The sequence below is a fragment of the Frankia torreyi genome (assembly GCF_000948395.1).
Taxonomy (GTDB): Bacteria; Actinomycetota; Actinomycetes; order Frankiales; family Frankiaceae; genus Frankia; species Frankia torreyi.
In genome coordinates, this window is sequence record NZ_JYFN01000056.1 from 1 (window position 1) to 24676 (window position 24676).

The following is a 24676-nucleotide window of genomic DNA, read 5'->3' on the forward strand; positions in this document are numbered from 1 at the left end:
GCCTGCGCCCGACCGTGGCCCAGATGTCGCCGCTGGTCTCGGCGAACCGCTTGGCGACCAGCCGCAGCGTCTCACCCGAGACACCCAGCCGTGCCGCGATCACCTCGACAGGATCAACCTCGCCGGTCGAGGTGTCCAACGCGAGCAGCACCTGCGCCCGCCTGATCATCGAGGCCGGATGCACACCCGTGGTGGTGACCCGAACCAACGCTTCACGATCGGCCGCGGTCAAGGTGACCGGCCGCTTCTTCTGTGACGGCATGACTTGTCCTGACCGGCAGAGGGGACGAGGAAGATCTGCCAACACCAGCCTGCCANACCCCAGAACTAAACAGCGACGGTCTACTAGGCGCCCAGTTCCCACCGCAGCGGGCGGCGCGCGACAAGGAGAACCGTGATGAAGGCGTGGCACTTCGTGGCGACCGGGGAGCCCCTGCGGCCGGTGGAGCTTCCCGACCCGGTAGCGGGGCCCGGCCAGGTGGTCGTGGACGTTCACGCCGCCGGGCTGTGCCACACGGACATCTCCTTCATGAACGGCGAGGTGCCGGGCATGCCCTCGCACGTCCCGATCGTGCTCGGCCACGAGATCGCCGGCGCGGTCGCCGAACTCGGCGCCGGTGTCACGGGCTTCGCCGTCGGCGACCGGGTCGGCATCGCCCCGGTCCTGCACGACGGGCCCGGGGTGGGTCGCGACGGCGGCTACGCCGAGCGGGGCGCTGGCGCAGGTCGACGAGCTCGTGCCGGTGCCCGTCGGGGTCGACTACGCGCAGGCCGCCGCCGCCACCGACGCCGGCGCGACCGCTTACCACGCGGTGAGCGCGATCGGCGAGGTGACCAGCGGCAGTCGCGTCGGCGTGATCGGGCTCGGCGGGCTCGGTCAGATCGGCGCCCGGGTGGCCGTCCTGCTCGGCGGGGAGGTCCACGTCACCGACGTGCGGTCCGATCTGGAGGCGACGGCGGACCTGCTGGGCGCGGCGTCGTTCACCACCGACGCCGACCGGTTCGCCGGCCTCGGCCTCGACGTGGTGTTCGACTTCGCCGGCATCGACACCACGCGACTCGCCCTGAGCGCGGCCCGCCCCGGCGGTCGGGTCGTGCAGATCGGCGCGGGCCGGCCGGAGGCGACCCTCAGCATCGTCGACCTGGTGGTCCGCCGCCTCGAGCTGCGCGGCACCCTCGGCGCCACCAAGGAGGACCTGGTCGCGGTCTACGCGCTGCTGGCCTCGGGCGCGCTCGACCCGGTCATCTCCACCGTCGGTTTCGACGCCATCCCCGACGGGCTCGAGCGCCTGCGCCGGGGCGAGGCTGAGGGGCGCACCGTGGCGGTCCGTTAGACGGGCAGTCCGTACGTCACCGCGCCGGTCAGTGTCTCGGGCGCGGCCTTCCTGCCTCAGTCCGTGGTTCGAAGGCGGCCCGACCGCGGTGGCGGCTCCACGTCCGCAGCCTGAGTCAGCTCAAGTGCGGCTCGCAGCCGTGCGTTCTCAGTCTCCAGCTCGAGCACCCTGGCGATGCCGGCGAGGTTCAGCCCGGCTGCGAGTAGATGCCCGATCCGTTGAAGCCGGGCCAGGTCGTCGCTGCTGTACCGGCGGGTCCCGCCGTCGGTGCGGGCCGGCTCCAGCAGGCCGCGCCGCTCATACAGGCGCAGGCTCTGCGGGTCCATCCCGACGAGATCGGCGGCGACCGAGATGCCATACACCCCCTGGGTCGGGTCGACATCCGACGGTCTCACGGGGCGCCTCCAGGGACTCGCCCGGACAGCCGACCGGGGACTTGCCTCAGTCTGCCATCGGTGCTATATAAAAATCTAGGTCAGCCACTACAGATAAGTGGATGATCCAACGCTCTGATCTACAAAATCGTGATCGTGGAGGTGGAGTTCCGATGTTGGTGCGCACCGACCCGTTCCGGGAGCTGGATCGGCTGAGCCAGCAGGTGCTCGGCACCCTGGGCACGGTGGCCCGGCCGAGCGGGATGCCGATCGACGCCTGGCGCGAGGGCGAGGAGTTCGTGGCGGAGTTCGATCTGCCCGGGGTTGACCCCGCCACCGTGGATCTGGACGTCGAACGCAACGTGCTGACCGTGCGCGCGCAGCGCCCGGCACTGCAAGGAGACCGCGAGGTCCTGGTCGCCGAGCGGCCCCGCGGAGTGTTCAGCCGCCAGCTGATCCTGGGCGACAACCTGGACACCGAGAAGATCACCGCCAGCTACCACGCCGGCGTGCTGACCCTGCGGATCCCGGTCGCGGAAAAGGCCAAGCCCCGGAAGATCGCGATCGAGACGTCCAGCGACGACCGCCGGGCCATCCACGCCTGAGCCGGGGCGGGACCGATGGCTACCCCACAGGGGCCGGCGCCGGTCCGGTCGGTCGAGGCGCAGCTGGCCGACCTGATCTGCGCCGACCCCGACCTGCTGCAGGCCGAGTTCGACGCGATCATCTCGGCCGAGTGGGGCAGCGACGTTCCGACGGGCAGGCCAGGGCGGCCACCCGTGCCGGGACCAGCGTCGCCGGGACCACCGCCGACCGCGTGCTGTCCCCACCCTCACCCATCCGGACCGCCGGTCGCCCGACGCCCCCAACGCAGAGCCGGGCAGCGGGCGCCGCCCAGCAGCCCGAACCCCTCGACATCAAGGCAGCAGCACGGCGAAGGGAGGCCCGGCTACTACTCACGATCCCAGGAAATTCCAGCAACACGTCGTCCCGCGCGCAGTTCTGGCCCCGGCTGCCCTTACCCGGGGCCAGAACTGCCTCCCGATCGGGGCAGCGCGGGAGCACGAGCGTCACCTGGGTGACGCTCGTCGGCTACCGGCGTCTCCTGGGTCGCATCCTGTGATCGACGGCCGCGCCGGTCCATCAGTGGACCATCCCGTACCTGCTCGGACGAGCAGTGAGAGCACTCGAAGGTGCCGGGGCGGCCGGTTGGATGGGTGGCCCGGCAAGGCGGCGGCCCGTCAGGCGGCGGCCCGGTGGTGCGCCCAGGCCTGGTCGAGGGCCTGGGTGAACAGGTCCACGGGCTGCGCGCCGGAGACGCCGAAGGCGTCGTCGAGGACGAAGAACGGCACCCCGGTGATGCCGAGGTCGCGGGCGGCGCGTTCGTCGGCGCGCACCGCGTCGGTGTAGTCGTCGCCTTTCCAGACCCGGCGGACCTCGGCGGCGTCGAGGCCGGCGGCGGTGAAGACCTCGACGGCGGTCTCGGCGTCGAACACCGGCCGGCCCGCGCCGAAGTGGGCCGCGTTCAGGGCGCTGACCGCCTCGGCCTGCCGGCCGGCGTCGGTGGCCAGGTGCAGCAGCCGGTGCAGGTCGAAGGTGTTCCCGCTGAGCCGGTCCGCGGTGTACTGCAGCCCCTCGCCACGGGCGGCGTCGGCGACGCGGTTCTCCATCGCGGCGACCTCCTCGACCGGGCGCCCGAACTTGGCGGCCAGCGCCTCACGCAGGGGGCCGGACTCGCCGCGGGGCAGCGTCGGGTCCAGCTCGTAGGAGTGGAACACCACGCTCACCTCGTCGCGGTGCGCGAATCCGGCCAGGGCGTGCTCGAAACGCGCCTTGCCGATGTAGCACCACGGGCAGACGACGTCACTCCAGATGTCCACGCGCATGCGTCCGACCGTCACCCTCCTTGTCGCGGGTCCGTCGCGGGGCGCCGTCACGCCGACACCCTCGCGGCCGGCGGGCGCATCGGGCCCGGCCGGCGACCCTGCCGTCCACCGTCGCCGGAACTGAACACCGGGCCGGGCGAGGAGATTCCGGGCGCTGTACGAACGTTCAGCTTCCTGATCGGCGATTGACGGTGCCGGTCGACGCGTGTGACGCTCGGCACGTCCGGTTGGACGCACAGGGGTGAACGCGGAGGCGACGCATGGCGTTACGGGTGGTTGTCGGCTACACCGGCGGGGTCGGAAGCACAGTGGTGCGGCTCGTGCAGGGCAATCCGGCGTTCGAGCTCGTCGGTGTTCTCGTGCACAGCGAGGACAAGGATGGTAAGGACGCCGGTGAGATCGTCGGGATCGCCCCCACGGGTGTCATCGCCACCCGCGACGTCGACGCGCTGATCGGGCTGAAGGCGGACGTCCTCGCGTGGCACGGCATCGACTGGCAGCCGGAGCTGATCGCGAGGTTCATGCGCGCGGGCACCAGCGTCTACTCCAGCCACGGTGGCTGGTTTTTGCCGAGCGAGCCGTCGTACGACCTGATTCAGGCCGCGGGCGAGGAGGGCGGCTCCGCCCTGATCGCCGGCGGCAACATCCCCGGCCTGATCAGCGACGTCCTGCCGCTGTTCGCCACCGGCTACAGCGCCGACGTCACGTTCGTGCGCGCCTGGCAGAAGGACCACGTCCCGCACTACCCGTCGGCCTTCCAGCTCGGCGAGTTCCTCGGCTTCGGCCAGGAGATCCCCGATCACGTGGACCTCGACGGCGAGCTCTCCTTCGCCGACGCGTCCTGGCAGTGGTGCATCGGCCAGTCCGCGCAGATCGTCGCGCAGGCCCTCGGCATTCCGTACGACGGCACCAAGCTGACGAAGAAGGAGTTCGGCGCGGCGCCGGAGGACCTCACGCTGCAGCCCAGCGGCCTTCACATTCCCAAGGGGCACGTCGCCGGGGCCCGGTGGACGCTGACCGCCTACTCCAACGGCAAGCCGTTCTACGAGCTCGTCAACGAGCAGAGCGCGGTGCTCGGCCTCGGCGACGACTGGCGCCAGGACGACGACGAGCCCAACTGGCGCGTCATCGTCGAGGGCAGCCCGTCGATCGAGCTGCAGTTCGGCCTGCCCGGCTCGCACGACGGGCCGGACCACGTCGCCGCCCTCAACGCCGCGCGCGCGGTCGCCTGCCTGCCCGGCGTCGCCGCCACGCAGAAGACCGGCTGGGTCACGGTGCTCGACCTGCCCGCGCCGGTCGGCGTGGTCTCCGCGGAGCTGCAGGCATGAGTACGCAGCGCCTGTCCGGCAAGGTCGCCCTCATCACGGGCGGCACGCGAGGCATCGGCCGGGAGTTCGTCGAGCGGTTCGCCCGCGAGGGCGCGTCCGTGGTCTTCACCGGCCGGTCGGTGGACGCCGGCAAGGAGATCGAGGAAGAGGCGAAGGCCCGCGGGGAGAACGTCACGTTCGCCGCCGGCAGCGCGGCCTCGGAGGACGACGTCCGCGCGGCGGTCGACCTGGCGGTGTCCACCTACGGTTCGCTCACGACCGTCGTCAACAACGCGGCGGCGACGCACCTCACCGGGCCCGGCAGGCCGGACACCAAGGTCGCGGACGTCAGCACCGAGGTCTTCGACGAGATCGTCCGCATCGGCCTGTACGGGACGTTCTGGGCGGCGAAGTACGCCATTCCGCACCTCATCGCGGCGGGCGGCGGGGCGATCATCAACATCTCCGCGGCGTCCAGCGTGCTGTCGATCACCGGGCGGCCGAGCTACCAGTCCTCCAAGGGTGCGATCAACTCGCTGACCCGGCAGATCGCGGTCGACTACGGCCAGTACGGCATCCGCTCGAACGCCATCATCGTCGGCTTCACCAACACCGGCGGCGTGGAGATGACGAAGATGGTCGCGAACGAGGCGCTGATGGCGCCCGTCCGCAAGACGATCATGCTGCCTCGGCTCGGCCTTTCCAGCGACATCGCGAGCGGGGCGGTGTTCCTCGCCTCCGACGAGGGCTCGTTCATCACGGGCGTCCTGCTGCCGATCGACGGCGGGCTCACGTGTCACCTGGAAATGCCTGACACGGCGAGCGCCGCCGCCCTCGGCGACTGACCGGCGCCGCCTCGCTCCCAGCCCGGGGGGCGGAGCGAGGCGGCGGTGCCGAGGGTGCCGGCGAGCGTGCGGTGACGGATTCGGCCGCACGCTCGGCCCGGCGGGTGAGGCGGGGGAACGGGTCAGGCGGGGGAACGGGTCAGGCGTTGCCGGTCGGAGCGAGTGCGACGACCGGGATGACCCGGGTCGTCGCCGACTGGAACTCCAGCAGGATCGGGAACGTCTCGGCGTGGCGCGCGTAGATGGCGTCGCGCTCCGCGCCGTGAATCTCCGTGGCCGTCAGCCGGACGGTGTCGCTGCCGATCTCGGCGGTGACCTCCGGGTGCGCGCGCAGGTGCCGCAGCCACCGCGGATCCTCATCGAGGCCGTCGTTGATGGCCAGCACGACGCAACGGTCCTTGTCGGCGTCGGCGAAGTAGCTCAACGGCACGATGTGCGGCTTGCCGTCGGCATCGTGGCCGCTGTGCAACAGCAGCCGGGTGGGCCCCGCGAACCTGCCGGTCGGCTTGCCGCCGGTGGCCCGGTACTCGGTGATGTAGTCCTCGATGTCCTGGGCGGTGAAGGTCTTCTTGCTCATCGCGTCCGCTTTCTCCTCCGGCTTCCGACCTGACGGTCGGGCTGGTTCCTCGCCCGGTCGCGGCCTTGCGCCGCTCGACCGGGCATCCTGAATACGGGACGAGCCGGGCCCGGCTCCGCGGGACCTTCCTCCCGCCGGCGCACGCCGTCCGGCCCGCGGAGCACCCGCCGACCGGCCGCGCAGCGGCGGTGCCGGGGGACGTCAGATGCGGTGCGTCGTGCCCGGTCTGCGGGCTCGGACCGTGCTGAACGTGCCGCAACCCGCCCCACCCCGGAGTGGGCCGGCCGCGACTGCGGCGTCGTCGACCGCACGCACCTCGGTGGCGGCGGCGGGAATGCGGTCGCGGGACGGGGAATTGACCTGAGGGTGAGTGTTGCTGACGACGTCCTTCCGCTGGCCGTTCTCGACTTCGTCGGGATCGAGCACGGCGAGAGCCCGAGCGCCGCGATCGCCGGCGCGGTGAGCATCGCCCAGGCCGTCGAGGCGGCCGGTTATCGGCGGTACTGGGTCTCCGAGCACCACAACATGACCAGCCTGGCGTGCAGCGCCCCGGAGCTGCTGACGGCCCACGTCGGCGCGCACACGTCCCGGATCCGGGTCGGCGCGGCCGGCATCATGCTGCCCAACCATGCGCCGTTCAAGGTCGCCGAGACGTTCCGGACGCTGCTGGCGATGTACCCGGGCCGGATCGATCTCGCGCTCGGTCGGGCGCCGGGGACCGACCCGTTGACGGCGCACGTGCTGCGCCGGGGTGTGGCCAGTGATCCGGCCGCGGAGTTCCCCGGGCAGGTCGGCGAGCTGCTGGCGTTCCTCGGTGACGGCTTCCCCGCCGGCCATCCCTACGCGCAGCTCGTGGCAGCGCCGCTGGTCGAGGAGCGGCCCGAGCTGTTCGTGCTGGGGTCGAGCCCGTACGGTCCGCGGTTCGCCGCCGTCAACGGGCTGAGCGCGGTGTTCGCGCACCACATGAGCCCGGATCTCGCCGTCGAGGCGCTGCGGGCCTACCGGCGCGAGTTCACCCCGCGCACCGACGGCGCGACGCCGTATTCGGCGATGTCCGTGCTGGCCTTCGCCAGCGACGACGACGACGCGATCGGCGACTTCGAGGCTGCCTGGGCCCTGATGATCCAGAACATCACCCGCGGGATCCGTGAGCCGCTGCGGCCGGAGGACGTCCGCGCGTTCGCCCGCTCGCCGCAGTTCCGCGCCACCCGCCGCGACGACGGTCGGATGGTGACCGGCGAGCCGAAGTCCGTCGCCGGACGGCTGCTGGAGCTGAAGCAGGAAGCCCAGGTCGACGAGATCGTCGTTGTCACCCCGGGCCTCGACCGGGACCGCCGCCGGGACAGCTTCACCGCACTGGCCGACGCCTGGCGCCAGGTCGCCTGAGCCGGATTAGTCGCCTGAGCCGGATTACGACGCGCTGGTCGGATCCGGCTCACTGGCGGGATCCGGCTCACTGGCGGACGCGGCGCCGTCAGGCCACAGCGGGCCGGCGCCGAGGAACCCGCTCGGTGCGAGCCAACGGTTGCGGTACGTCACTGATTGCGGGGGTTCTCGGCGCGCGACCGCCCAGCGCCCGGTCGGGTAACCGAAGGAGACGCAACACGCGTTGATCCAGTTCTCCTCGAAGGGCACCCCCAGCGCGGCAAGCGTCTCCAGGCCGTGGCCGACACCCAGCATCGTGGTGAGCGCCGAGCCGACGCCCTCGGCCCGAGCGGCCAGCATCGCGCTCCAGACGGCGGGGAACACCGAACCCACGGACTTGGTCGCCGGAATGAGCGCGAACAGGAACAGCGGAACCTGTTCGAAATTATCCGCCAGCCAGTTCGCCGAGCGCACCATGCGCCTGGCGAGTACGCCCTCCTCCGTTTCGGGAGTGCTGGTGGCGATTGCCGCCGCGTCGCCGTAGTAGCCCTGCAGGCCACGCGCCACCGCGTCGCGGTAGAGCGGGCCGAGGACGGCCTTGACCTCGGGGGAATCGACGAGAACGAAGCGCCACTTCTGCAGGTTCCCGCCGTTGGGCGCCCGAACGGCGGCGTCCATGATGCGTTCCTGGACCGACAGAGGTATGGGATCGGGCTTCACCCGCCGCATGGTGCGGGTGGTGTACAACGCCTCGCGCACATCCATGATGTTCGTCTCCGGTTGTTTGCGGTCGGGTCCCGGTACTCCTGACCCTGGCAGTGCTGTTCCGCTGCCCATCTGTCATTCCTCGAAGGCCGGTGGAGGCCGTGACCGCGGAGGACTCGAAATTCGTGTGATATTATCCGGAAGATTCTTCCGTTTGGCAATGCTGGGGAGGCAGCCATGATGGTTCGGCCGCCGGCCGCGTCAGCCGACCGACCCGTCCGGACGGATGTGCTGCGCAATCGTGAGCGCCTGCTCACCGCGGCGCGCGCGGTCTTCGCCGACGTGGGAGCCGATGCCTCGCTGTACGAGGTGGCCAAGCGCGCCGGGCTGGGTACCGGAACGGTCTACCGGCATTTCCCGACCCGCGAGGCGCTCCTCGAGGCCGTCCTGCTGGATCATTTCGAGGCGCTGCGGGTCGCCGCGGTGAACCTGGCCGAGGTCGGGCCGCCCGACGACGCGCTTGCCGACTGGCTGCAGCAGTTCATCTCCCACCTCGGCGAATATCGCGGATTGGCACGGGAGGTCATGTCGGTTCTGCACGACGGCATCTCACCGCTTTCCGTGTCCTGCCAGGACATGCGGGCCGCCGGCGCCGTCCTGCTTTCCCGGGCGCAGCGCGACGGCACGATGCGGGCAGATCTGGACATGTCCACCCTCCTGAAGCTGACCAATGCGATCGCGCTGACCGCGGAGGAGACGGGCTCGGGTCGGGGGGTCGATCTGCTCGGCTACCTGATGGAAGGTATGCGTCGCCGATAGGCGCCACGGTCGGCTGGTCACGGGGAACCGGTGGGATCTTGCCCGACGCCCGTTCCGTGCTGTTCCGTGCTGTTCCGGCCCGGGCCGGACCGGACCGGGCCGGGTCAGGCGCCGGTAGTCGCGGGCTTACGGTTCTTGAAGACGAAGACGGCCACCACGAACGCGACCGCGATGAAGGCGACCAGTACGAAGAAGGAGGTCGCGATCCCGTGCGCCAGATCGTGGTGCATCTGGGCCTGCGGAGTGAGGGTGGTGTCCGGATGATCGGCGGAGTTGCGCAGCGAGGTGCCGTACACCGTGGTGAGAACGGCGATCCCCACGGCGAGCCCGATCTGCTGCAGGCATTGCAGCAGCCCGGAGGCGGACCCGGTGTCCCGTGGCGGCAGCCCGGCGAGGATGACCATGTTCAGGGGCATGAAAGCCAGCCCGATCCCGAGGCCGAGCAGGATCAGCGGTCCGACCACGCCGCCCGGGTAGCTGCTCGCGCCGTCCAGCCGGGTCAGCCAGACAGCGGAGACCAGCGCGGATGCGGTACCGACCGCGGTGATGGTCTTCGGGCCGAAGCGCGCGACCAGTTTCGGCGCCGTGCGCGCGCCACCGAACTGGACCAGGGCCATGGGCAGGAATGCCAGGCCGGTGCGCAGCGGGCTGAGGTCCAGCACCTTCTGCAGGAAGATCGACAGGAAGAAGAAGAAACTTCCCATCGCCGCCGACATGAGCAGCATGTTGGTATAGGCCCCGGCCCGCAGCCGTTCCGCGAACAGTCGCAGCGGCATGATCGGCTGCTCGGCCCTGGCCTCGACGAACAGGAACCCCAGGAGGAACACGACGCCGACGGCGAGGGTGACGACGGTCAGGCTGTCCGACCAGCCCTCCGATGCGGCCCGGATGAACCCGTACACCAGCGACGTCATCCCCGCCGTGGACACGATCGCGCCGGCAACGTCGAATCGGGCCGGATGCCGCGGGGTCTCGTTGAGGAAGGGCCGGGCCAGCGCGATGACCGCGATGCCGACCGGAACGTTGATGACGAACACCCACCGCCAGGAGGCCGTCGTCAGCAGCCCGCCGAGGATGAGACCGAGTGTCAGCCCGAGTCCGGCGATCATGGAGAAGACCCCCAGGGCGCGTCGCCGCTCGGGACCTTCGGTGAAGGTGGTGGCGAGCAGGGCGAGCGAGGCCGGCGCGGCCAGTGCGGCCCCTACCCCCTGCGCGGCGCGGGCGGCGGCCAGCGAGGCGAGGGTGAACAGCGCCAACCCGCCGATGAACAGCCGCAGCCGGCCGAAGACGTCGCCCGCCCGTCCGCCCAACAGCAGCAGCCCACCGAAGGCCAGCGAGTAGGCACTCTGCACCCAGGCCAGGCTCGAGGCGGAGAAGTGCAGGCTGGACTGGATCCGCGCCAGCGCGATGTTCACGATCGTCGCGTCGATGATCACCATGAGCTGGCACGCGACGATGACACCCAGCGCGATCTTCATACGGCGCCGGCGGTGCTCCGCCGACGGAGCCTCGGCGACCCGGTCCGGGCCCCGCGTCGTGGTTGCGTTCAGTTCCTGAGCACTCATCCTCATCCTTCGAGCAGGACGTGCCCCGCGGGGAGGACCCGGCGGGCCATCTCGACATCCAGCCGCCGGGCCCGACCGTCAGACCACCGGAATGGGAATCCGTTTCCGTTTCGGATGCCTCACGATACGGAAGATCATTCCGTTTTGCAAGGGTGCTGGGAACGGGCCCCGTCCGGCGACACCGCGTGGTGCCGCTCGACGGGTCGGTCATCCGGTCACCGGAGCTGGACGGCGACCCGGTCGCGCCCGCCGCGCTTGGCTTCGTACAGCGCGTTGTCGGCGCGGGTCAGCAGGTCGCGCAGGCTCCTGTCGCCGGGCGACCGCGGGGTGACGCCGACGCTCAGCCGGATGTCGAGCGGCCCGACCGAGGTGTCGATCGGGTCCTGCGCGAGAGCGTTCCGTAGCCTCTGCCCGAGGGCCTCGGCGGTGGTCGCCGGCCCGGACATCAGCACGGCGAACTCCTCGCCGCCGACCCGACCGATGAGATCCTCGTCGCGGAACGCCCGCCGAAGGCGCCGGGCGACCTCCGTCAGGACCTCGTCCCCGACGATATGGCCATGGACGTCGTTGACCCGTTTGAAATGGTCGATGTCGACCATCGCCGCGCTCACCGGTCGACCCGCGGCGCCGTGGGCGGCGAAGACATGTTCCGCCTGCTCGAGGAAATGTCGCCGGCTGGCCAGACCGGTGAGCTGGTCGGTGGCCGCAAGCCGCTGCACCTTCTCGAACAGCCACGCGTTCTGATAGCCGATGACCACCTGATCGATCATGGTCTGCGCGATCTGGATGCGCGTCTCGGAGTAGCAGTCGGGTGCCCGGGAGGCGAGCACGACCACCATCTCGATGCTTTCCCGCAGCGGGACGGGCGCGGCCAGCCAGCTCCGGGCCGCCTGCCCGCCGCCCGGCAGCTCGATCGTGGGGGCGGTGGCGACGACCTCGTGGCGGTCGAAGGCGCGCGCGATCGGGCCGCCGGCCGCAGGGTGCAGTTCGGTACCGACGACCCCGTCCGCCACCTCGCCGTGCGTCGAGCTGATCCGGACGGTTCCGGACACCCGGGTCAGCACCCAGGCGAAGTCGAACGGCAGGACGTGTCTGGTCGCCGTCAGCACCCGCCCGAGGATCTCCCGGGTGTTCAGGGTCGAGGTCGCCTGCAGCGTGACGTTGCGCATCGTCTCGGCCAGGTCCCGCTGTCGGCGTTCCGCCGCGACGACCGCCTGCAGGCGGGCCGCCTCGGCCATGTTCAGCGACAGTCCCACCTGTTTGGCCAACGTGATGAGGATCCGGGCGTCGTCCTCGTTGAACAGCCCCTTGGCGACCCGGCTGTCCACGTAGATGACGCCGCTGCGGCCGTCGCTGACCGGAACCGGCGCGGCGAGGATGCTGCGCAGCCCGTACTGGACGGCGCTCTGCGAACCGAGGGCGGCACCCTCGTCCGTGCCCGTGACCACCAGCGGCCGCTGCTCGACCTGAACGCGTTCGATGACGGTCGTCGCGATGCCGCGCGGCCCGTCGTCCGGCCCGTCGTCCGGCCCGAGGTCATCGGTCGGTTCGGCGTGCCGCTGCGCGTAGAGCCGCAGCCGTCCCGAGTCGCGTTCGCGGTCGGCCGGGTCGGGGAGCAGCAGCAGCGCCCGATCCGCCCCGAGGATGGAGATGATCTCGTCGAGGGCCACGGTGGCGACGGACTCCGGCGTCGTCTCCCGCCCGGCCGCCGCGCTCACCTGAAGCACCGCGTCGAGCCGGCGCCGGTCCCGGGACGCGGTGGCCGGTGACGCCGCGCCGCTCGCCTCGGCGAACGACAGGCCCCGCTCGGTCAGCTCGAACTCGCGGTACACCTTGTGTTCCCGGCAGATCCAGCCGTACCTCGCGGCCACCTTCGCCGCCAGCTCCGCCTCGGTGGTGGCGCGGTCGGGCTCGTCGAGTGCGCGCAGGCAGCGGGCCCGTTCCAGGAGAACGTCGAAGCGGACCCGGGGCAGGTCGAGGGTGCGGGCCGCCCCTTCCGCCGCGTCCAACAGGTCGAGTGCGCCGGCGTGGTCGCCGACGAGCTGGCGGTCGACGGCCCGCAGCACCCGCAGGTCGGCGGCGAACGGCGGGTAGGCCGCCGCCCGGCGGGCCTCATGTAGCGCACGCCGTGCGGCTCGGTACCGCTGGGTGCGCACCGGCCCGGCCGGTGCGGCCCGCGCCTGCTCCAGCCGGCCCCGGGCCTTGGTGATCCAGAACTTCCGGAAGAACCCGGGCACTCGCCAGGACGGCCGGACGACCGCGTCGCCCACCTCGACCGCGGCGTCGAAGGCCGGACCGAAGTCCTCGTCCTCGATCTCAAGCTCGGCGACGTCACTGCAGATCAGGTAGCGGCGGATCCGCTCGGCCTCGGGTTCGCCGTCGAGCGCACCGAGCCCGGGATGGGGAACCGGAGGGTAACGCAGGGTGCGGGCAAGCCTCGCCCGCAGGATGGCGAGGTCCGCCTGCACGCGCTCTCCATGCGGCCTGGCCTCGCAGCTCGCCCACGCCTCGCGGTCATGCCCGCGCAGCGCGAGGCTGCGCACGAGGATCGAGTAGCTGCTGGTGAAGAAGAAGGTCTCGATCCACCGGTGAGCGCGCCGGAACGTGTCCTCGGAGTCCCGCTCACCCGCGACGTTGCGGCCGAGGAACAGCAGCGCCGCGGACGTGTACAGGTAGGCCTCCGCCCGCAGCACCGGGTCCTCGCTGTCCGCCACGAGGTTCCGCAGCCGGGTGACCCCGCGCTCCACCACCCGGGCGCGCCGGAAGTCCGCCGCGACGAGCACGAAGCAGCCGTGACTGCGCACGTACTGCTCGCCCGAGCCCAGCCGCTGGCTGGGGTGGACGGACGACATCATGAAGGCCAGCATCGGACCGATCCGCCCGGAGATCCATTCGCTCAGGATGCCGATCTCGTACAGGCGGCAGCGGATCTCGTGCAGCTCCCGGCGTTCGCCGCGGGCTCGGCCGAAACCTGTCCACGGCCGTCGGCACGCCATTCCCGCCGCCCATCGGCCCATGCTGACGGCGGCCATCGCCGCGGGACTGGCCGGTATTCCGCGGCCGATCTCGGCCAGGCCGCGGTGGACGTAGTCCAGCGCCGCGGCCGTCCGGAACTCGGCGAACTCGACCCCGGCCAGTTCCAGATAGGCACGGGCCCGCCGCCGCGGGTCGGCCTGCGAACGAAGCGCGCGGGTAAAATGGGTCCGGGCGTCCGCCGGCGCGAGCGTACGCGCGGCGGCCAGCGCGAAACCCTCCTCGAACTCGGCGTCGGGTTCGATGCCCGCCTCGTCCGCGGCCGTCTGCGCGGACCGGTAGAGGGCGACGGCCTCGTAGGGCGCCGGGGTGGCAAGTGCAGCCGCCGCGGCGGCCGAGGTCAGCCGGAAACGACGGTTCGGCGCGATCTGTCCGGCGACGGCATGTCGGGCCAGTGCGTACAGGTGGTCGCCGCCCCCCGCGCCGTCGGCGTCGAGGACCTCGACGAGGCGTCGGTGCGCGGCCGTCCGCTCCTGCGGGCTCATAGTCGACAGCAGTGCCTCGTGGACGCAGTCATGGACGAAGGACCAGGTCCTGCCCCGGCCGCGGGCCGCGAGTTGATGGGCCTCCGCCTCGGCGGTCGCCATCGAGATCGCGGCCCTGGTCCGGCCGCTCGCGGCGGTCAGCAACGCGAGGTCGAAGCTGCGGCCGATCACGGCGGCGACCCCGAGGACGGCCGCGGCGGTCGGGCTGAGCGCGTGCACCCGATGGCGGATCAGGTCGAGGACCTCCTCGGGCAGCGGCAGCGAGTCCAGGCCGGTGCGGTCGAGGGTGAAGCGGCCCCAGTCGGGCCGGACGAGCCCGGCGTCGATCACGGCCCGGATGTACTCCGCGACGGCCAGCGGGTTCCCGGACGACCGCACGGCGACGTCCCGCGCGAAGGCCTGGTCGGTGATCTCGCCGAGATAGTCGCGGATCACCTCCGCGACCTCGTGCTCGTGCAACGGCCCGAGCGTGATGTCCCAGCTTGTGGCGGATCCGGCCGCCACGCGCAGGGCCGGATCCCGGGTCGAGTTGACCAGCAGCAGCGGCGCGGGGTCCGTCGAGGCCGTGAGGTCCTCGAGGATCTGCTGGTCGGCCGGGCCCAGCCAGTGGGCGTCGTCCACCCAGATGACCAGTCCGTGGCAGCGGAGGGCGAGCCGGCTGAGAAAGCCGACGGCGGCCGAACGGAAGCGCGGTTCGCCGGCCTCCGGTTCGCCGGCCGCGCGGTCCACGTTCAGCGCACGGGCGAGCAGTGGGTGCACGCGGGCGAGCAGCGCGGCATCGGGACCCGCGGCCGACACCATCCGGGCGACCAGGTCCCGCCGTCGTGGCTCGGGCACGGCCGCCAGACCGTGCAGATAGCCGCCGATCAGATCGTGCAGCAGCGCCAGGGGAGCGGAGGCGTTCGCCGCGCACCGCCCGCGCAGGATCACCGGTCCGTCCGCCGTGCCGTCGACCGGGCCGTGCGAGGCGAGCAGGTCCTGGATGAGGAGGGTCTTGCCGGCGCCGGCCTCCCCGATGACCGTCACGACGCCGCGTTCCCCGGCGGGACATCGTTCCCCGGCGGGACATCGTTCCCCAGCGAGAGATCGTTTCCCGCCGAGAGATGGTTCCCCGCCGAGGCATCGCGTCCACGCCTGTCGCAGCAGCGCGCGTTCGCTGCGGCGGCCGATGTGGCGACCCCGGACCAGCGTGTCCGGGTCGCCCACGCCGGCCGGCGCGGCCCGGCCGACCGTGGGGTGCGCGGGAGCGGCTGCGCCCGGTACGAGCGGCGTCAGCGCGGCGACGACGTCGAGTGCGGACGGGTACCGGTCGTCCGGGTCCTTGGCCAGCAGCCGGGTCACGACCGCGGCGAGTTCCGCGGGGACGTCCGCGCGCACCTGCGTCAGGGGACGGGGCGTCGCGACGGCGTGCAGGCGGAGTAGTTCGGCGGTGTCGCCGGCCTGGAACGGCGGCGAGCCGGCCAGGCAGGTGTAGAGCACCGCGCCGAGGGCGTAGAGGTCGGAGCGCGGCTCGACCGGCCGTCGCAGCATGCCGGTCTGTTCCGGGGCGCCGAACAGAACCGTGCCGACGGCCCGGTCGGTCGGTGGCCCGCCGGCCCGGGTCATCAGCCCGAAGTCGAGCAGGGTGGCCTTTCCGTCCGGTCCGATCATGATGTTGGCGGGCTTGACGTCCTGGTGGACCAGGCCGCGCCGGTGCGCCTCGGACAGCGCCGACGCCACGTCCAGCGCCACCCGCGTGGCCTCGGTGACCCCCAGCGGCCCCGCGGCGATCCGCGCCTTCAGCGAATCTCCCTCGACCAGGTCCATGATGAGAAACGGGTAGTCCGCCGTGTGCCCGGCGGCCCGGACCCGAGCTATGTTGGGGTGGTTTATGCAGGCCAGAATGGTGGCTTCGCGGGCGAACGCACGCACGACGGTCTCGTCACGCGCCACCGCCCGAAGCGGCACCTTGACCGCATAATCCCGGCCCTCCCGCTCCGCCCGATACACGACGGAGTAGGCACCGCGTCCCAGCTCCTCCCGGATCAGGACGCCGGGTATCTCAAGCTGAACCACACAGCGTCACCTCGTCCGCGCATACGCTCCACCTGTCGCGGTCCGTACCGACTCACCCCGGACCTGGTGACTGTCTCGCGATAGGCGGATGATCGCATGTCGAGCCCGCATCGCGACGATCATCACGATCGCCCTGGGGGTTCCGGGTCCAGGTCGTGCCACGGCCGGGCGCCACCCGCCTCCTCGCCTGCCTCTTCGCCCGCTTCCTCCCGGTCACAGATCGACGGTGGCGAGGTGGTCGGCGGTGCCCCCGCGCCACTCGACCAGGAAGAGGGTCGCGTCGTCGGTCGTGATCCCACGCCGTTCCCGCATCAGCGCATGGGAAACTCCGCGTACCATCTCCCGCACATCTTCGCCTCGGGCGCGCTCGATGATGCCGATCAGTCGCTCCTCGCCGAACTGTTCTCCGCCGCTTTCATGCTCCTCGACGAGATTGTCGGTGAAGAACAGGACCCGGTCCCCGCGCCGGAGTTTCTGCTCACTGATCTGCGGTATGTCGCCGCCGACGCCCACCGGTAGCGTTCCCGGACTCGCCAAGGTCTGGATGACCTGGTGATCGCGGATCAGCAGTGCTGGTGGGTGACCCGCGTTGACCCATTGCAGGTGACCTGTCTCGACATTCAGACGCATCATCTGCGCGGTGACGAAGTGGTCGGGTCCGAACTGCGCGCTGATGGCCGCGTCCATGAACATGTACAGCTCGGCAAGCCCGATGTCGGCACGTCTGGCGTGCCGGTAGGCGCCGATCGCCACCGTCGCCAGTACGGCGGCGTCCAGGCTGTGCCCCATCGCGTCGATGACGGACATGTGCAGGATCTCGTCGTTGAGGGCGTAGTCGAAGCTGTCACCCGCGATGTCGTAGGCGGGTTCGAGGATGCCGGCTACCGCGACCTGCGGGGTGAGCATGGTCAGCGGGGGCAGCAGGGACCACTGGATCTCCGCGGCCACGCTCATCGCTGCGCGGCGCCGGGCCCGGAAGAACTGGTCGGTATAGTTACTTTTGGTGACTAGCATGTCGGCGACGAGGCCGGCCAGTCGCCGCAGCAACCGGCGGTCGTCGTCATCGACGGTGGCGAGGGTGAGGGCGAGTACCCCCACCTGGGCGCTTCCGTCCAGCAGGGGCAGGTACATCCGCACACCTTCGGCCAGGGGCTGCTCGACGGTCGTCGCGCCAAGGAATGCCGTGCCGGCGGGGGAGTCGTCGATCGGCTCAGGCTCCCCGATCATGAGGTTTCGACCCGGCAGCGGCGTCAGCAGCCGCTGCTCGTAGTCCTGCAGCAGGATCGAGACGTTCCGACCGCCGATCCTGTTCACCTCCTCGGCCACCAGCGGGGCGATCAACTGCGGCGGCATTTCGTGAGCGCGGTCCAGCAGCAGACCCAGCAGCCGCTCGCCGAACCCCTCCGACCGATCCACCGGGACCCTGCGGGAGTCCTGTTCGCCTGCCACCGTGGCCATCCCCTGTCGCTCGCCGGCCCTACATAGCCGTGCGAGCCTGACCGGGCGGCGTCAACCTGGTCACGTCGACACCCCGCTTCACCGTCGATCGGTTACTGGGACCGGCGGACTGACGGCGCGGTGACGGAGCCCTCGATCGTGCCCTGTCACCAGCGTGGCTCTCGGTCGCGGCCGGGATGCACGGGCCATCTCGGCTTCCCTACCCGAAGACGCCGCCGAGGCCTCCCGGAGTCCGCGTAGCCGGAGCGCGGGTGGTGGCGCCGAAGAGGTCCAAAGGCGTAGCCGGAGTGCGGGTGGTGGCCCGGGGTGCCGTGGCTCGGGGTGCCGTGGCTCGAGGTGCCGTGGCTCGGGGTGTGGTGGCTCGGGGCGGTGCTGTCTGGGCCGGGCGGCCGGTGGAGACGATGAGACGGACGTCGGAGCCACGGTCCGCGGGCACGATCCGGGGCTGCTGGTCGATAACCGTGCCCACCGCGGAATCCGACCGACGTTCTTCCCGCGTGACCTGGAATCCGGCGTCCGTGAGCTGTTCGACGGCGGTTCGGGCAGGCTGGCCGACGAAGTCGGGCACCGGGAGCTGAAGGCTCACCACGGTGATGGTCACCGCGGTTCCGGGTTCCACCTTCTCACCGGCGTGATCCTGCGCCTCGACCCATCCCGGTGGGGCACCCGCCCTGACCGCGGTGCTGATCTGCGCGGTGACGGTGAGGTTCAACCGGCGGAGCGCGGTCTCAGCATCCGACTGCGACTGACCGACGACATTCGGGACCGCAACCGCGGAGCGACCGGCTGAGATGGTGAGAACCACGGGCGAGTCCATGCGGACGACGTCGCCGGACTGCGGACTGACCGCGAGCACGGTGCCCCGTGCCCGGTCATCCGGACTGCGGGTCTGGGCGATCTGGCGGAAGCCGGCAGACTGGAGCGAGGCCTTCGCGCGGGTGACGGGAAGGCCGATCAGCCCCTCGGGAACGACGGCGGTGGCCGGGCGGGACGGCGACGTCATCCGATGGATGAGGAGTGCGACCACCGTGATGACGGCCGCGATCGCCAGCGTGCCGGCGAGGACGGTCAGCCGCCGCCCCTGTCGGCGACCCCGCCGTGCGACTGCCGGCCCACCCGCCGCACCGCCCGTCCCCGTGCCCCGATCCGGGGACGGGGACGGGACGCGACCTGTGCGTGTCGAACCGCCGATCGCCGTGGCGGCGGTTGCAGTCATGTCCGACGTCTTCTCGAACCGGGCGGGCTCCGCGTGGTCGTCGGCAAAAGCGGGTTCGGCGCGTGCGGTGACCGACTCGTCGGTCATCGGATGGGCCACGGTAGGCGGGATCTGGGCGACGGCCGCACCGATGACGGGCGTCGCCTTGCTGACGGGCGCCGCCTCGATGCCAGTGGCCGCCAGGGGGGCGGCGCCGCCCAGAAGGTCGGCCAGGAGATCAGCGACATCCGGGCGTGCCGCCGGGTCCTTCGCCAGCGCCCGAAGAATGAGCGGGCGCAGGGGGGCGTCCAAACCGTCCGTGTCGGGTCGGGAGTGCAGCACCGCGTCCCGCAGTTCCCGTTGGTCCACCCCGGCGAAGGGGAAGCGTCCAGTGCCGGCGTAGGTGAGCACGCTGCCCCAGGCGAACACGTCGGTCGCCGGGGTCGGGCGTTGACCGGTCCACTGTTCTGGGGCCATGAGCTGAGGTGTTCCGGGCTGCTGGCCGCTGGACAAGGTGATGCCGACGGCCTCGTTCAGCGCGCGAGAGATGCCGAGATCGATGACTCGTGGTCCGGTCCGGGAAAGGATGATGTTGGCTGGCTTGATGTCACGGTGCACGATCCCGACGCGGTGAAAGGCAAGCATGGCAGACGCCAGGTTCAAGGCGAGCTGATGCAGCTCGGATCGGGACAGCGGCCCGCGTCTTCTGATTTCCTGGCTCAGCGTCGGCCCGGCGATGAACTCGGTCACCAGATACGGGTCACGTGTCGCGGTGTCCGCGTCCACCACCGACGGGGTGTACGGACTGTTGATCCGCCGAGCGTTGTCGACCTCCCGGGCGAACCGGGCAAGGAAGTCAGCCTGCCGTGCAAGGTGACGGTGCAGTGTCTTGGCCGCGACCCATCCACCGGCCGGGTTCCAGGCCAGGAACACGGTCCCCATCCCGCCCTCACCGAGTCTGCCGAACAACCTGTACGGCCCCAGTGCTGAGGGATCGTCGTTCTCGAGCTCGGTCACTCCCTCCGGCAGGACGGCAGGATCGCGCACGGCCTGGCCATCGCTGTCCGCCAACACCGGACCATGCACCTCCCGCAGCACGCCGAGTACGCACACGATATTGGGGAAGGCCGCGTCCAGAATCTCGGGTGCCAGCATGGCCGTCTGGCGCCGATGGCCGAGCTAGCGTGAGCGTGGAGTCCGGGCCCGTTCGCCGCCGGCCGGCCCGAGCCAGGCCGCGAGGTCGAGCCGGGCGAGGCGGCCGGCGTCGACGAGGGCGTGGATCTCGGCGATCCGCTCGTCGGCGACGACGAATCCCATGACCGAGACCGGCCTTCCGTCGATGGTGATGACCACTCCGGCGGTGCCGTTGACCAGCACCGGATGCACCACCGCCGCGGGCTGGGCAAACAGGAGCGCCCGGCGGGCGACGTCGCGCGCCCCGCACACCACCGCCGAGGCCTGCGGCCGGCCCGTCCCGCCGTCGGCGCGCAGCACGACGTCGGGGTCGAGCACCGCGACCAGGGACGTCACGTCGCCGCCGCGGGCCGCGGCGAAGAACGCGTCGACGACCCTGCGCTGGTCGGCGTGGTCGGCGTGGACGGCATCGGGGACGGGCGTGTCCAGCGCTCGCACCCGTCGCCGGGCCCGGCTGGCGAGTTGGCGGGCCGCGGCCGGCGAGCGACCCACCATCGGCGCGATCTCGTCGAATGGCAGGTCGAACAGGTCGTGCAGCACGAAGGCCAGCCGCTCGGCGGGAGCCAGGGTGTCCAGCACGGTGATCAGGGCGAGCCCGACCGAGTCGGCCAGCAGGGCCTCCTGCTCGGGCTGCCCCGCCCCGGCGGTCGGGGCGAGACCGATGATCGGATCGGGCACGTGGACGCCGACCAGGTCCTCGGGACGGGTCCTGCGGGCCCGAAGCATGTTCAGGCAGATCCGCGCGACGACCGTGGTCAGCCATCCACCCAGGTTCTCGACGCCGCCGACGTCGGATCGGCTCAGGCGCAGCCAGGCGTCCTGCACCGCGTCGTCCGCCTCGTCGAGGGAGCCGAGCATCCGGTAGGCCACGGTGCGCAGATGCCCGCGGTGCTCCTCGAAGCTCCGGGCGAGCCGTTCGTCCATCGGTCACGATCCTCCGTCGCGTTGCCGTTGCCGTCCTAGCGGCACACAGCACAGGTGCTCGGGTCGGTGGCGGGCAGGATCGCCCGCGTCCCACCGGACGAGCCGACCGATCTCGGCCCCAGGATGGCTGCCTAGCCCCAGGAGCCGGCGACCTGCTTCGTGACGGCGTTCAGCCGGTTGAAGACGTTCGTCGTCGCGATCTTGAGGATCAGCGCGGCCATGCCTCGGTCGTCGTAGTGCCTGACTGCCTCGTCCCAGACCTCGTCGGGGACGGGGTCGGTGCGGTCGCTGAGCCGGGTGGCGCTCTCGGCGAGCGCCAGCGCGGCCCGCTCGGCATCGTCGTAGTAGCTCGTCTCCCGCCAGGCCGCGACGGCGCCGAGCCGCTGCGGGGCCTCTCCGCTCTTCAGCGCATCGCGGAAGCCGGCGTCCACGCAGGCACTGCAGCCGTTGATCTGGCTGACCCGCAGATGCACCAGCGCAAGGGTCGCCGCCGGCACGCCGCCCGTCTCGCTGGCCGCGTTCAGGGCCGCGATCGCCGGCCACGCCTCAGAAATGACCGCCGCCGGGTTCTTCATCCGTGCTGCCACCGTTCAGGTCCTCTCGTCCGCCCACGTCGCCGCGGCGCTTTCCGCCACCCGTCACCTCTCTGACCCGCGGCGCGGCGCACATGTGACAGCGGTGCGCCCCAGGGCATCGGGGGGCCGAGAAACGCGGGCGTTCGGTGCGGCCTAGCTGCTGGCGCGGGGGGCGACGCGGCGGGTGGGGGGAGCGGTGGTGGGGTCGTCGGGCCAGGGGTGGCGCGGGTAGCGTCCGCGCAGTTCGGCGCGGACCTGCGGGTAGCCGGTGCGCCAGAACGACGCGAGGTCGCTCGTCACGGCGACGGGACGACCCGCCGGGGAGAGCAGGTGCAGGACGACGGGGGCGCGGCCGTCCGCGACGGCCGGGACCCGCTCCCAGCCGAACACCTCGGCGACCTTCACCGCGAGGACGGGGCCGTCGGGGTCGCTGTAGTCGAGGCGCACCCGCGACCCGCTGGGCACCTCCAGCCGTTCCGGTGCCAGCGCGTCGAGCCGGGCGGCCTGCGGCCAGGGCAGCAGGCGGCGCAGTGCCTGGCCGGCGTCGATGCGCTCCAGGTCCGCCCGGCGGCGGACGCCGGCGAGATCCGGTCCGAGCCAGTCGGGCGCCGCCGCCAGCAGGGCGTCATCGCCGACGTCCGGCCAGGGCGCGCCGAGGGACCGGTGGCAGAACGCGAGCCGCTCCCGCAGCCCCGTCGCGTCGCGCGTCCAGCGCAGCGCCGCCAGCCCCTCGCGGCGCAGCCCGTCGAGCACCGCCGCCTCGAGCAGGGCCGGATCGGGCCTGGCCAGCGGGCGTTCGGTCAGGACGATCGCGCCGAGGCGCTCCACCCGGCGGGCGACGACGTCGCCGCCGGACCAGGCGACCTCGTCGACGGTGCGCCGGAGCCCGGCGCCCGCCTCGCCCGCGGTCGCCTCGTCGAGGGCGACGGCCAGGCGCACCCGCGCCGACACCCGCCCGGCCCCGCGGTCCGCGATCGCGATGGCCAGCCACTGCGCGCCGGTGAGCGCCGAGCCGGCGGTCAGCTCCGCGGCCGTTCCCCCGGCCATCAGGTACGTCGTGCCGCCGGGGACGCGGGCCCGGGCGAGCCGTTCGGGGAAGGCGAGCCCGACCACGAGCCCCGCCGCGAGGTCGTCGGTGACGCCGCTGCCGGGCGGTCTGCGCCGCGCCGCGCGGTCGTCGGTGACACCGCCACCGGGCGGTCTGCGCCGCGCCGCGGGGTCGTCGGCGATGCCGCCACCGGGCGGTCCGCCGACGGCGGGGACGGCGGGGACGGCGGGGGCGGCGGGGGCGGCGGCTTCGGTGGCCGAGCGCAGCCGCCGCGACTCGTCGCGCCAGCGGGCGGACGCGGCCCGGTCGGCGTTCCCCCGCAGGCGGCGCCACGCGGCGAGGAGATCGTCGGACTCCGAGCCCGGCCCGGCACCGCCCGCCGGGCCGTCCCCCGACAGGATCGCCACGATGTCGGCCGCGCGCCGGGCGCCGACGACGCCAGCGCCGGCGAGCAGGGCACCGGCGAGCCGGGGATGGACCCCGACGGCGGCGATCAATCGCCCCCGTGGCGTCACCCGGCCGGCGTCGTCGAGCGCGCCGAGCGCCCGCAGGGACGCCCCGGCGGCGTCCATCGCGCCTGTCGGCGGGTCGCTGAGCAGGTCGAGGCCGTCGCCGCCGGGATGACCCCAGACCGCGAGGTCCAGGGCGAAGCCGGTCAGGTCGGCGACGGCGATCTCCGGTTCGGCCTGGGCGGGCAGCCGGTCGTGCTCGGCGGCGGACCAGCAGCGGTAGACCCGGCCCGGCGCCTCGCGCCCGGCCCGCCCGGCGCGCTGCCCCGCCGACGACCGGGACACCCGCACGGTCGCCAGCGAGCCCAGTCCACGGGCATGATCCATGCGTGGGGAGCGCGCCAGCCCGGCGTCGACGACCACCCGGACCCCGGGCACCGTGAGGCTGCTCTCCGCCACCGCGGTCGCCAGCACGACCCGCCGGCGCGGCCCGGGGCGCAGGGCCGCGTCCTGCGCCCCGCCGGACTGCCGGCCGTGCAGGGGGAGCACGTCGACGGTGTCGCGATGGCCCGCGAGCCGCCCGGCGACCGCGGCGATCTCGCCGGCGCCCGGCAGGAAGACGAGCACGTCCCCGGCCGTCTCCCGCAGGGCGCGCCCGACCGTCGCGGCGACGTGGTCGAGCAGCCGCGGGTCGACCCGCAGGCCGTGCGCGGGCGTGATCGGTCCCGGCGGCGGAGCCCACACCACCTCGACGTCGAAGCGCGTGGCGTCGGCGCCGACGACGGGGGCGGGCGGTCCGGGCGCGCCCAGCACGTCGGCCAGCCGCGGGGTGTCGGCGGTCGCCGAGGTCGCGAGCAGCAGCAGGTCGGGCCGCAGCGCCGCGCGGACGTCGAGCATGAACGCCAGCGCCAGGTCGGCGTCGAGGTGGCGTTCGTGGCACTCGTCGAGGATCACCGCGCCGGTCCCGGGGAGCTCCGGGTCGCGTTGCAGCCGCCGGACCAGGACCCCCGTCGTGACCACCTCGACCCGGGTGGACGGCCCCACCCGGCGCTCCCCGCGGATCGTGTAGCCGACGGCGTCGCCGACCTCACCGCCGACGAGCCACGCCATCCGCCGCGCCGCCGCCCGCACCGCGATCCGCCGCGGCTGGGCCACCACGACCCGGCCCGTGACCTCGTCGGCGAGCGCGAGCGGGACCAGCGTCGTCTTGCCTGTCCCGGGCGGTGCGACCAGCACCGCGACCCCGCCCGCACCGACACTCGGATCCGCCCCGTCCGCACCGCTACCCGGATCCGCCCCGTCTGGACGGGTGCCAGGAGCAGGACGGCCGCCGCCGGTCAGCGCGGCGACGAGCGCGGGCAGGACGTCCCGTACGGGCAGGTCCGCCCCGGTGACGGCGCGGTCGGGCAGCATGCGCCCAGTCTCCTCGGGTGCGGGGAGACCGACGGTGCTGGGCGACACGGCGTGTGCGGGCAGGCGCGGC

At 72.3% G+C, this 24676-nt stretch carries 17 protein-coding genes and 2 pseudogenes; 7 read left to right on the forward strand and 12 right to left on the reverse strand.

The genetic code is table 11. The annotated features are described in order from the left end of the window. Window positions 1-262: pseudogene (locus FF36_RS24765) on the reverse strand (helix-turn-helix domain-containing protein); the annotation flags it as partial. Window positions 263-397: 135 nt separating this feature from the next. On the opposite strand from FF36_RS24765, the pseudogene FF36_RS41145 reads away from it, so the two are divergent. Both FF36_RS41145 and FF36_RS38945 read left to right on the forward strand, forming a co-directional pair. Continuing rightward, window positions 398-613, forward strand: a pseudogene (locus FF36_RS41145) (alcohol dehydrogenase catalytic domain-containing protein); the annotation flags it as partial. A 130-nt stretch (window positions 614-743) separates the two neighbouring features. After that, window positions 744-1334, forward strand: coding sequence for a zinc-binding dehydrogenase (locus FF36_RS38945; RefSeq protein ID WP_242422829.1), 591 nt, complete (start codon window positions 744-746; stop codon window positions 1332-1334). 56 nt (window positions 1335-1390) lie between these two features. Here FF36_RS38945 and FF36_RS24775 read toward each other — a convergent pair whose 3' ends face one another. Continuing rightward, window positions 1391-1729: a MerR family transcriptional regulator gene (locus FF36_RS24775; protein WP_044887580.1), complete on the reverse strand. Its 339-nt coding sequence runs from the start codon at window positions 1727-1729 to the stop codon at window positions 1391-1393. 152 nt (window positions 1730-1881) lie between these two features. On the opposite strand from FF36_RS24775, the gene FF36_RS24780 reads away from it, so the two are divergent. After that, on the forward strand, window positions 1882-2313 hold the full coding sequence (locus FF36_RS24780) for an Hsp20/alpha crystallin family protein (RefSeq protein ID WP_044887581.1): 432 nt from the start codon (window positions 1882-1884) through the stop codon (window positions 2311-2313). A gap of 636 nt (window positions 2314-2949) precedes the next feature. On the opposite strand, the gene FF36_RS24785 is transcribed toward FF36_RS24780, so the two are convergent. Then, window positions 2950-3594 carry a DsbA family oxidoreductase gene (locus FF36_RS24785; protein ID WP_044887610.1) on the reverse strand — a complete coding sequence of 215 codons (645 nt, stop codon included), beginning with the start codon at window positions 3592-3594 and terminating at the stop codon, window positions 2950-2952. Between the two features lie 260 nt (window positions 3595-3854). Here FF36_RS24785 and FF36_RS24790 point away from each other — a divergent pair, with 260 nt between their 5' ends. Together FF36_RS24790 and FF36_RS24795 are read left to right on the forward strand one after the other, a co-directional pair. Then, on the forward strand, window positions 3855-4922 hold the full coding sequence (locus FF36_RS24790; RefSeq protein WP_044887582.1) for a dihydrodipicolinate reductase: 1068 nt from the start codon (window positions 3855-3857) through the stop codon (window positions 4920-4922). Beyond that, on the forward strand, window positions 4919-5746 hold the full coding sequence (locus tag FF36_RS24795) for an SDR family NAD(P)-dependent oxidoreductase (protein ID WP_044887583.1): 828 nt from the start codon (window positions 4919-4921) through the stop codon (window positions 5744-5746). Before FF36_RS24790 ends, FF36_RS24795 begins: the two co-directional genes overlap by 4 nt. 139 nt (window positions 5747-5885) lie before the next feature. On the opposite strand, the gene FF36_RS24800 is transcribed toward FF36_RS24795, so the two are convergent. Then, window positions 5886-6323: a nitroreductase/quinone reductase family protein gene (locus FF36_RS24800; protein WP_044887584.1), complete on the reverse strand. Its 438-nt coding sequence runs from the start codon at window positions 6321-6323 to the stop codon at window positions 5886-5888. Window positions 6324-6689: 366 nt separating this feature from the next. Here FF36_RS24800 and FF36_RS24805 point away from each other — a divergent pair, with 366 nt between their 5' ends. Beyond that, window positions 6690-7709, forward strand: a complete 1020-nt coding sequence (locus FF36_RS24805; RefSeq protein ID WP_044887585.1) for an LLM class flavin-dependent oxidoreductase — start codon at window positions 6690-6692, stop codon at window positions 7707-7709. A 24-nt stretch (window positions 7710-7733) separates the two neighbouring features. Here the strand turns inward: FF36_RS24805 and FF36_RS24810 are convergent, their stop codons facing one another. Beyond that, window positions 7734-8453, reverse strand: coding sequence for a nitroreductase family protein (locus tag FF36_RS24810; RefSeq protein WP_044887586.1), 720 nt, complete (start codon window positions 8451-8453; stop codon window positions 7734-7736). A 177-nt stretch (window positions 8454-8630) separates the two neighbouring features. Between FF36_RS24810 and FF36_RS24815 the strand changes: the two genes are divergently transcribed. Then, window positions 8631-9212 carry a TetR/AcrR family transcriptional regulator gene (locus tag FF36_RS24815; RefSeq protein WP_044887587.1) on the forward strand — a complete coding sequence of 194 codons (582 nt, stop codon included), beginning with the start codon at window positions 8631-8633 and terminating at the stop codon, window positions 9210-9212. Between the two features lie 104 nt (window positions 9213-9316). On the opposite strand, the gene FF36_RS24820 is transcribed toward FF36_RS24815, so the two are convergent. From FF36_RS24820 to FF36_RS24850, 7 genes are all read right to left on the reverse strand, one after another. Continuing rightward, window positions 9317-10777 carry an MFS transporter gene (locus FF36_RS24820; protein WP_052681398.1) on the reverse strand — a complete coding sequence of 487 codons (1461 nt, stop codon included), beginning with the start codon at window positions 10775-10777 and terminating at the stop codon, window positions 9317-9319. Window positions 10778-10992: 215 nt separating this feature from the next. Continuing rightward, window positions 10993-16350, reverse strand: coding sequence for a diguanylate cyclase (locus FF36_RS24825; RefSeq protein WP_044887588.1), 5358 nt, complete (start codon window positions 16348-16350; stop codon window positions 10993-10995). A gap of 213 nt (window positions 16351-16563) precedes the next feature. Then, window positions 16564-17808, reverse strand: a complete 1245-nt coding sequence (locus FF36_RS24830) for a PP2C family protein-serine/threonine phosphatase (RefSeq protein WP_044887589.1) — start codon at window positions 17806-17808, stop codon at window positions 16564-16566. Window positions 17809-18007: 199 nt separating this feature from the next. Then, window positions 18008-20158: a protein kinase domain-containing protein gene (locus FF36_RS31740; protein WP_052681399.1), complete on the reverse strand. Its 2151-nt coding sequence runs from the start codon at window positions 20156-20158 to the stop codon at window positions 18008-18010. Between the two features lie 24 nt (window positions 20159-20182). After that, window positions 20183-21121 carry a sigma-70 family RNA polymerase sigma factor gene (locus FF36_RS24840; RefSeq protein WP_044887590.1) on the reverse strand — a complete coding sequence of 313 codons (939 nt, stop codon included), beginning with the start codon at window positions 21119-21121 and terminating at the stop codon, window positions 20183-20185. A 131-nt stretch (window positions 21122-21252) separates the two neighbouring features. Further along, window positions 21253-21708 (reverse strand): carboxymuconolactone decarboxylase family protein, encoded by a 456-nt coding sequence (locus FF36_RS24845; RefSeq protein WP_242419548.1) that lies wholly within the window; start codon window positions 21706-21708, stop codon window positions 21253-21255. Window positions 21709-21849: 141 nt separating this feature from the next. Further along, window positions 21850-24606 (reverse strand): ATP-dependent RNA helicase, encoded by a 2757-nt coding sequence (locus tag FF36_RS24850; RefSeq protein WP_044887592.1) that lies wholly within the window; start codon window positions 24604-24606, stop codon window positions 21850-21852. Between the last annotated feature and the right edge of the window lie 70 nt (window positions 24607-24676).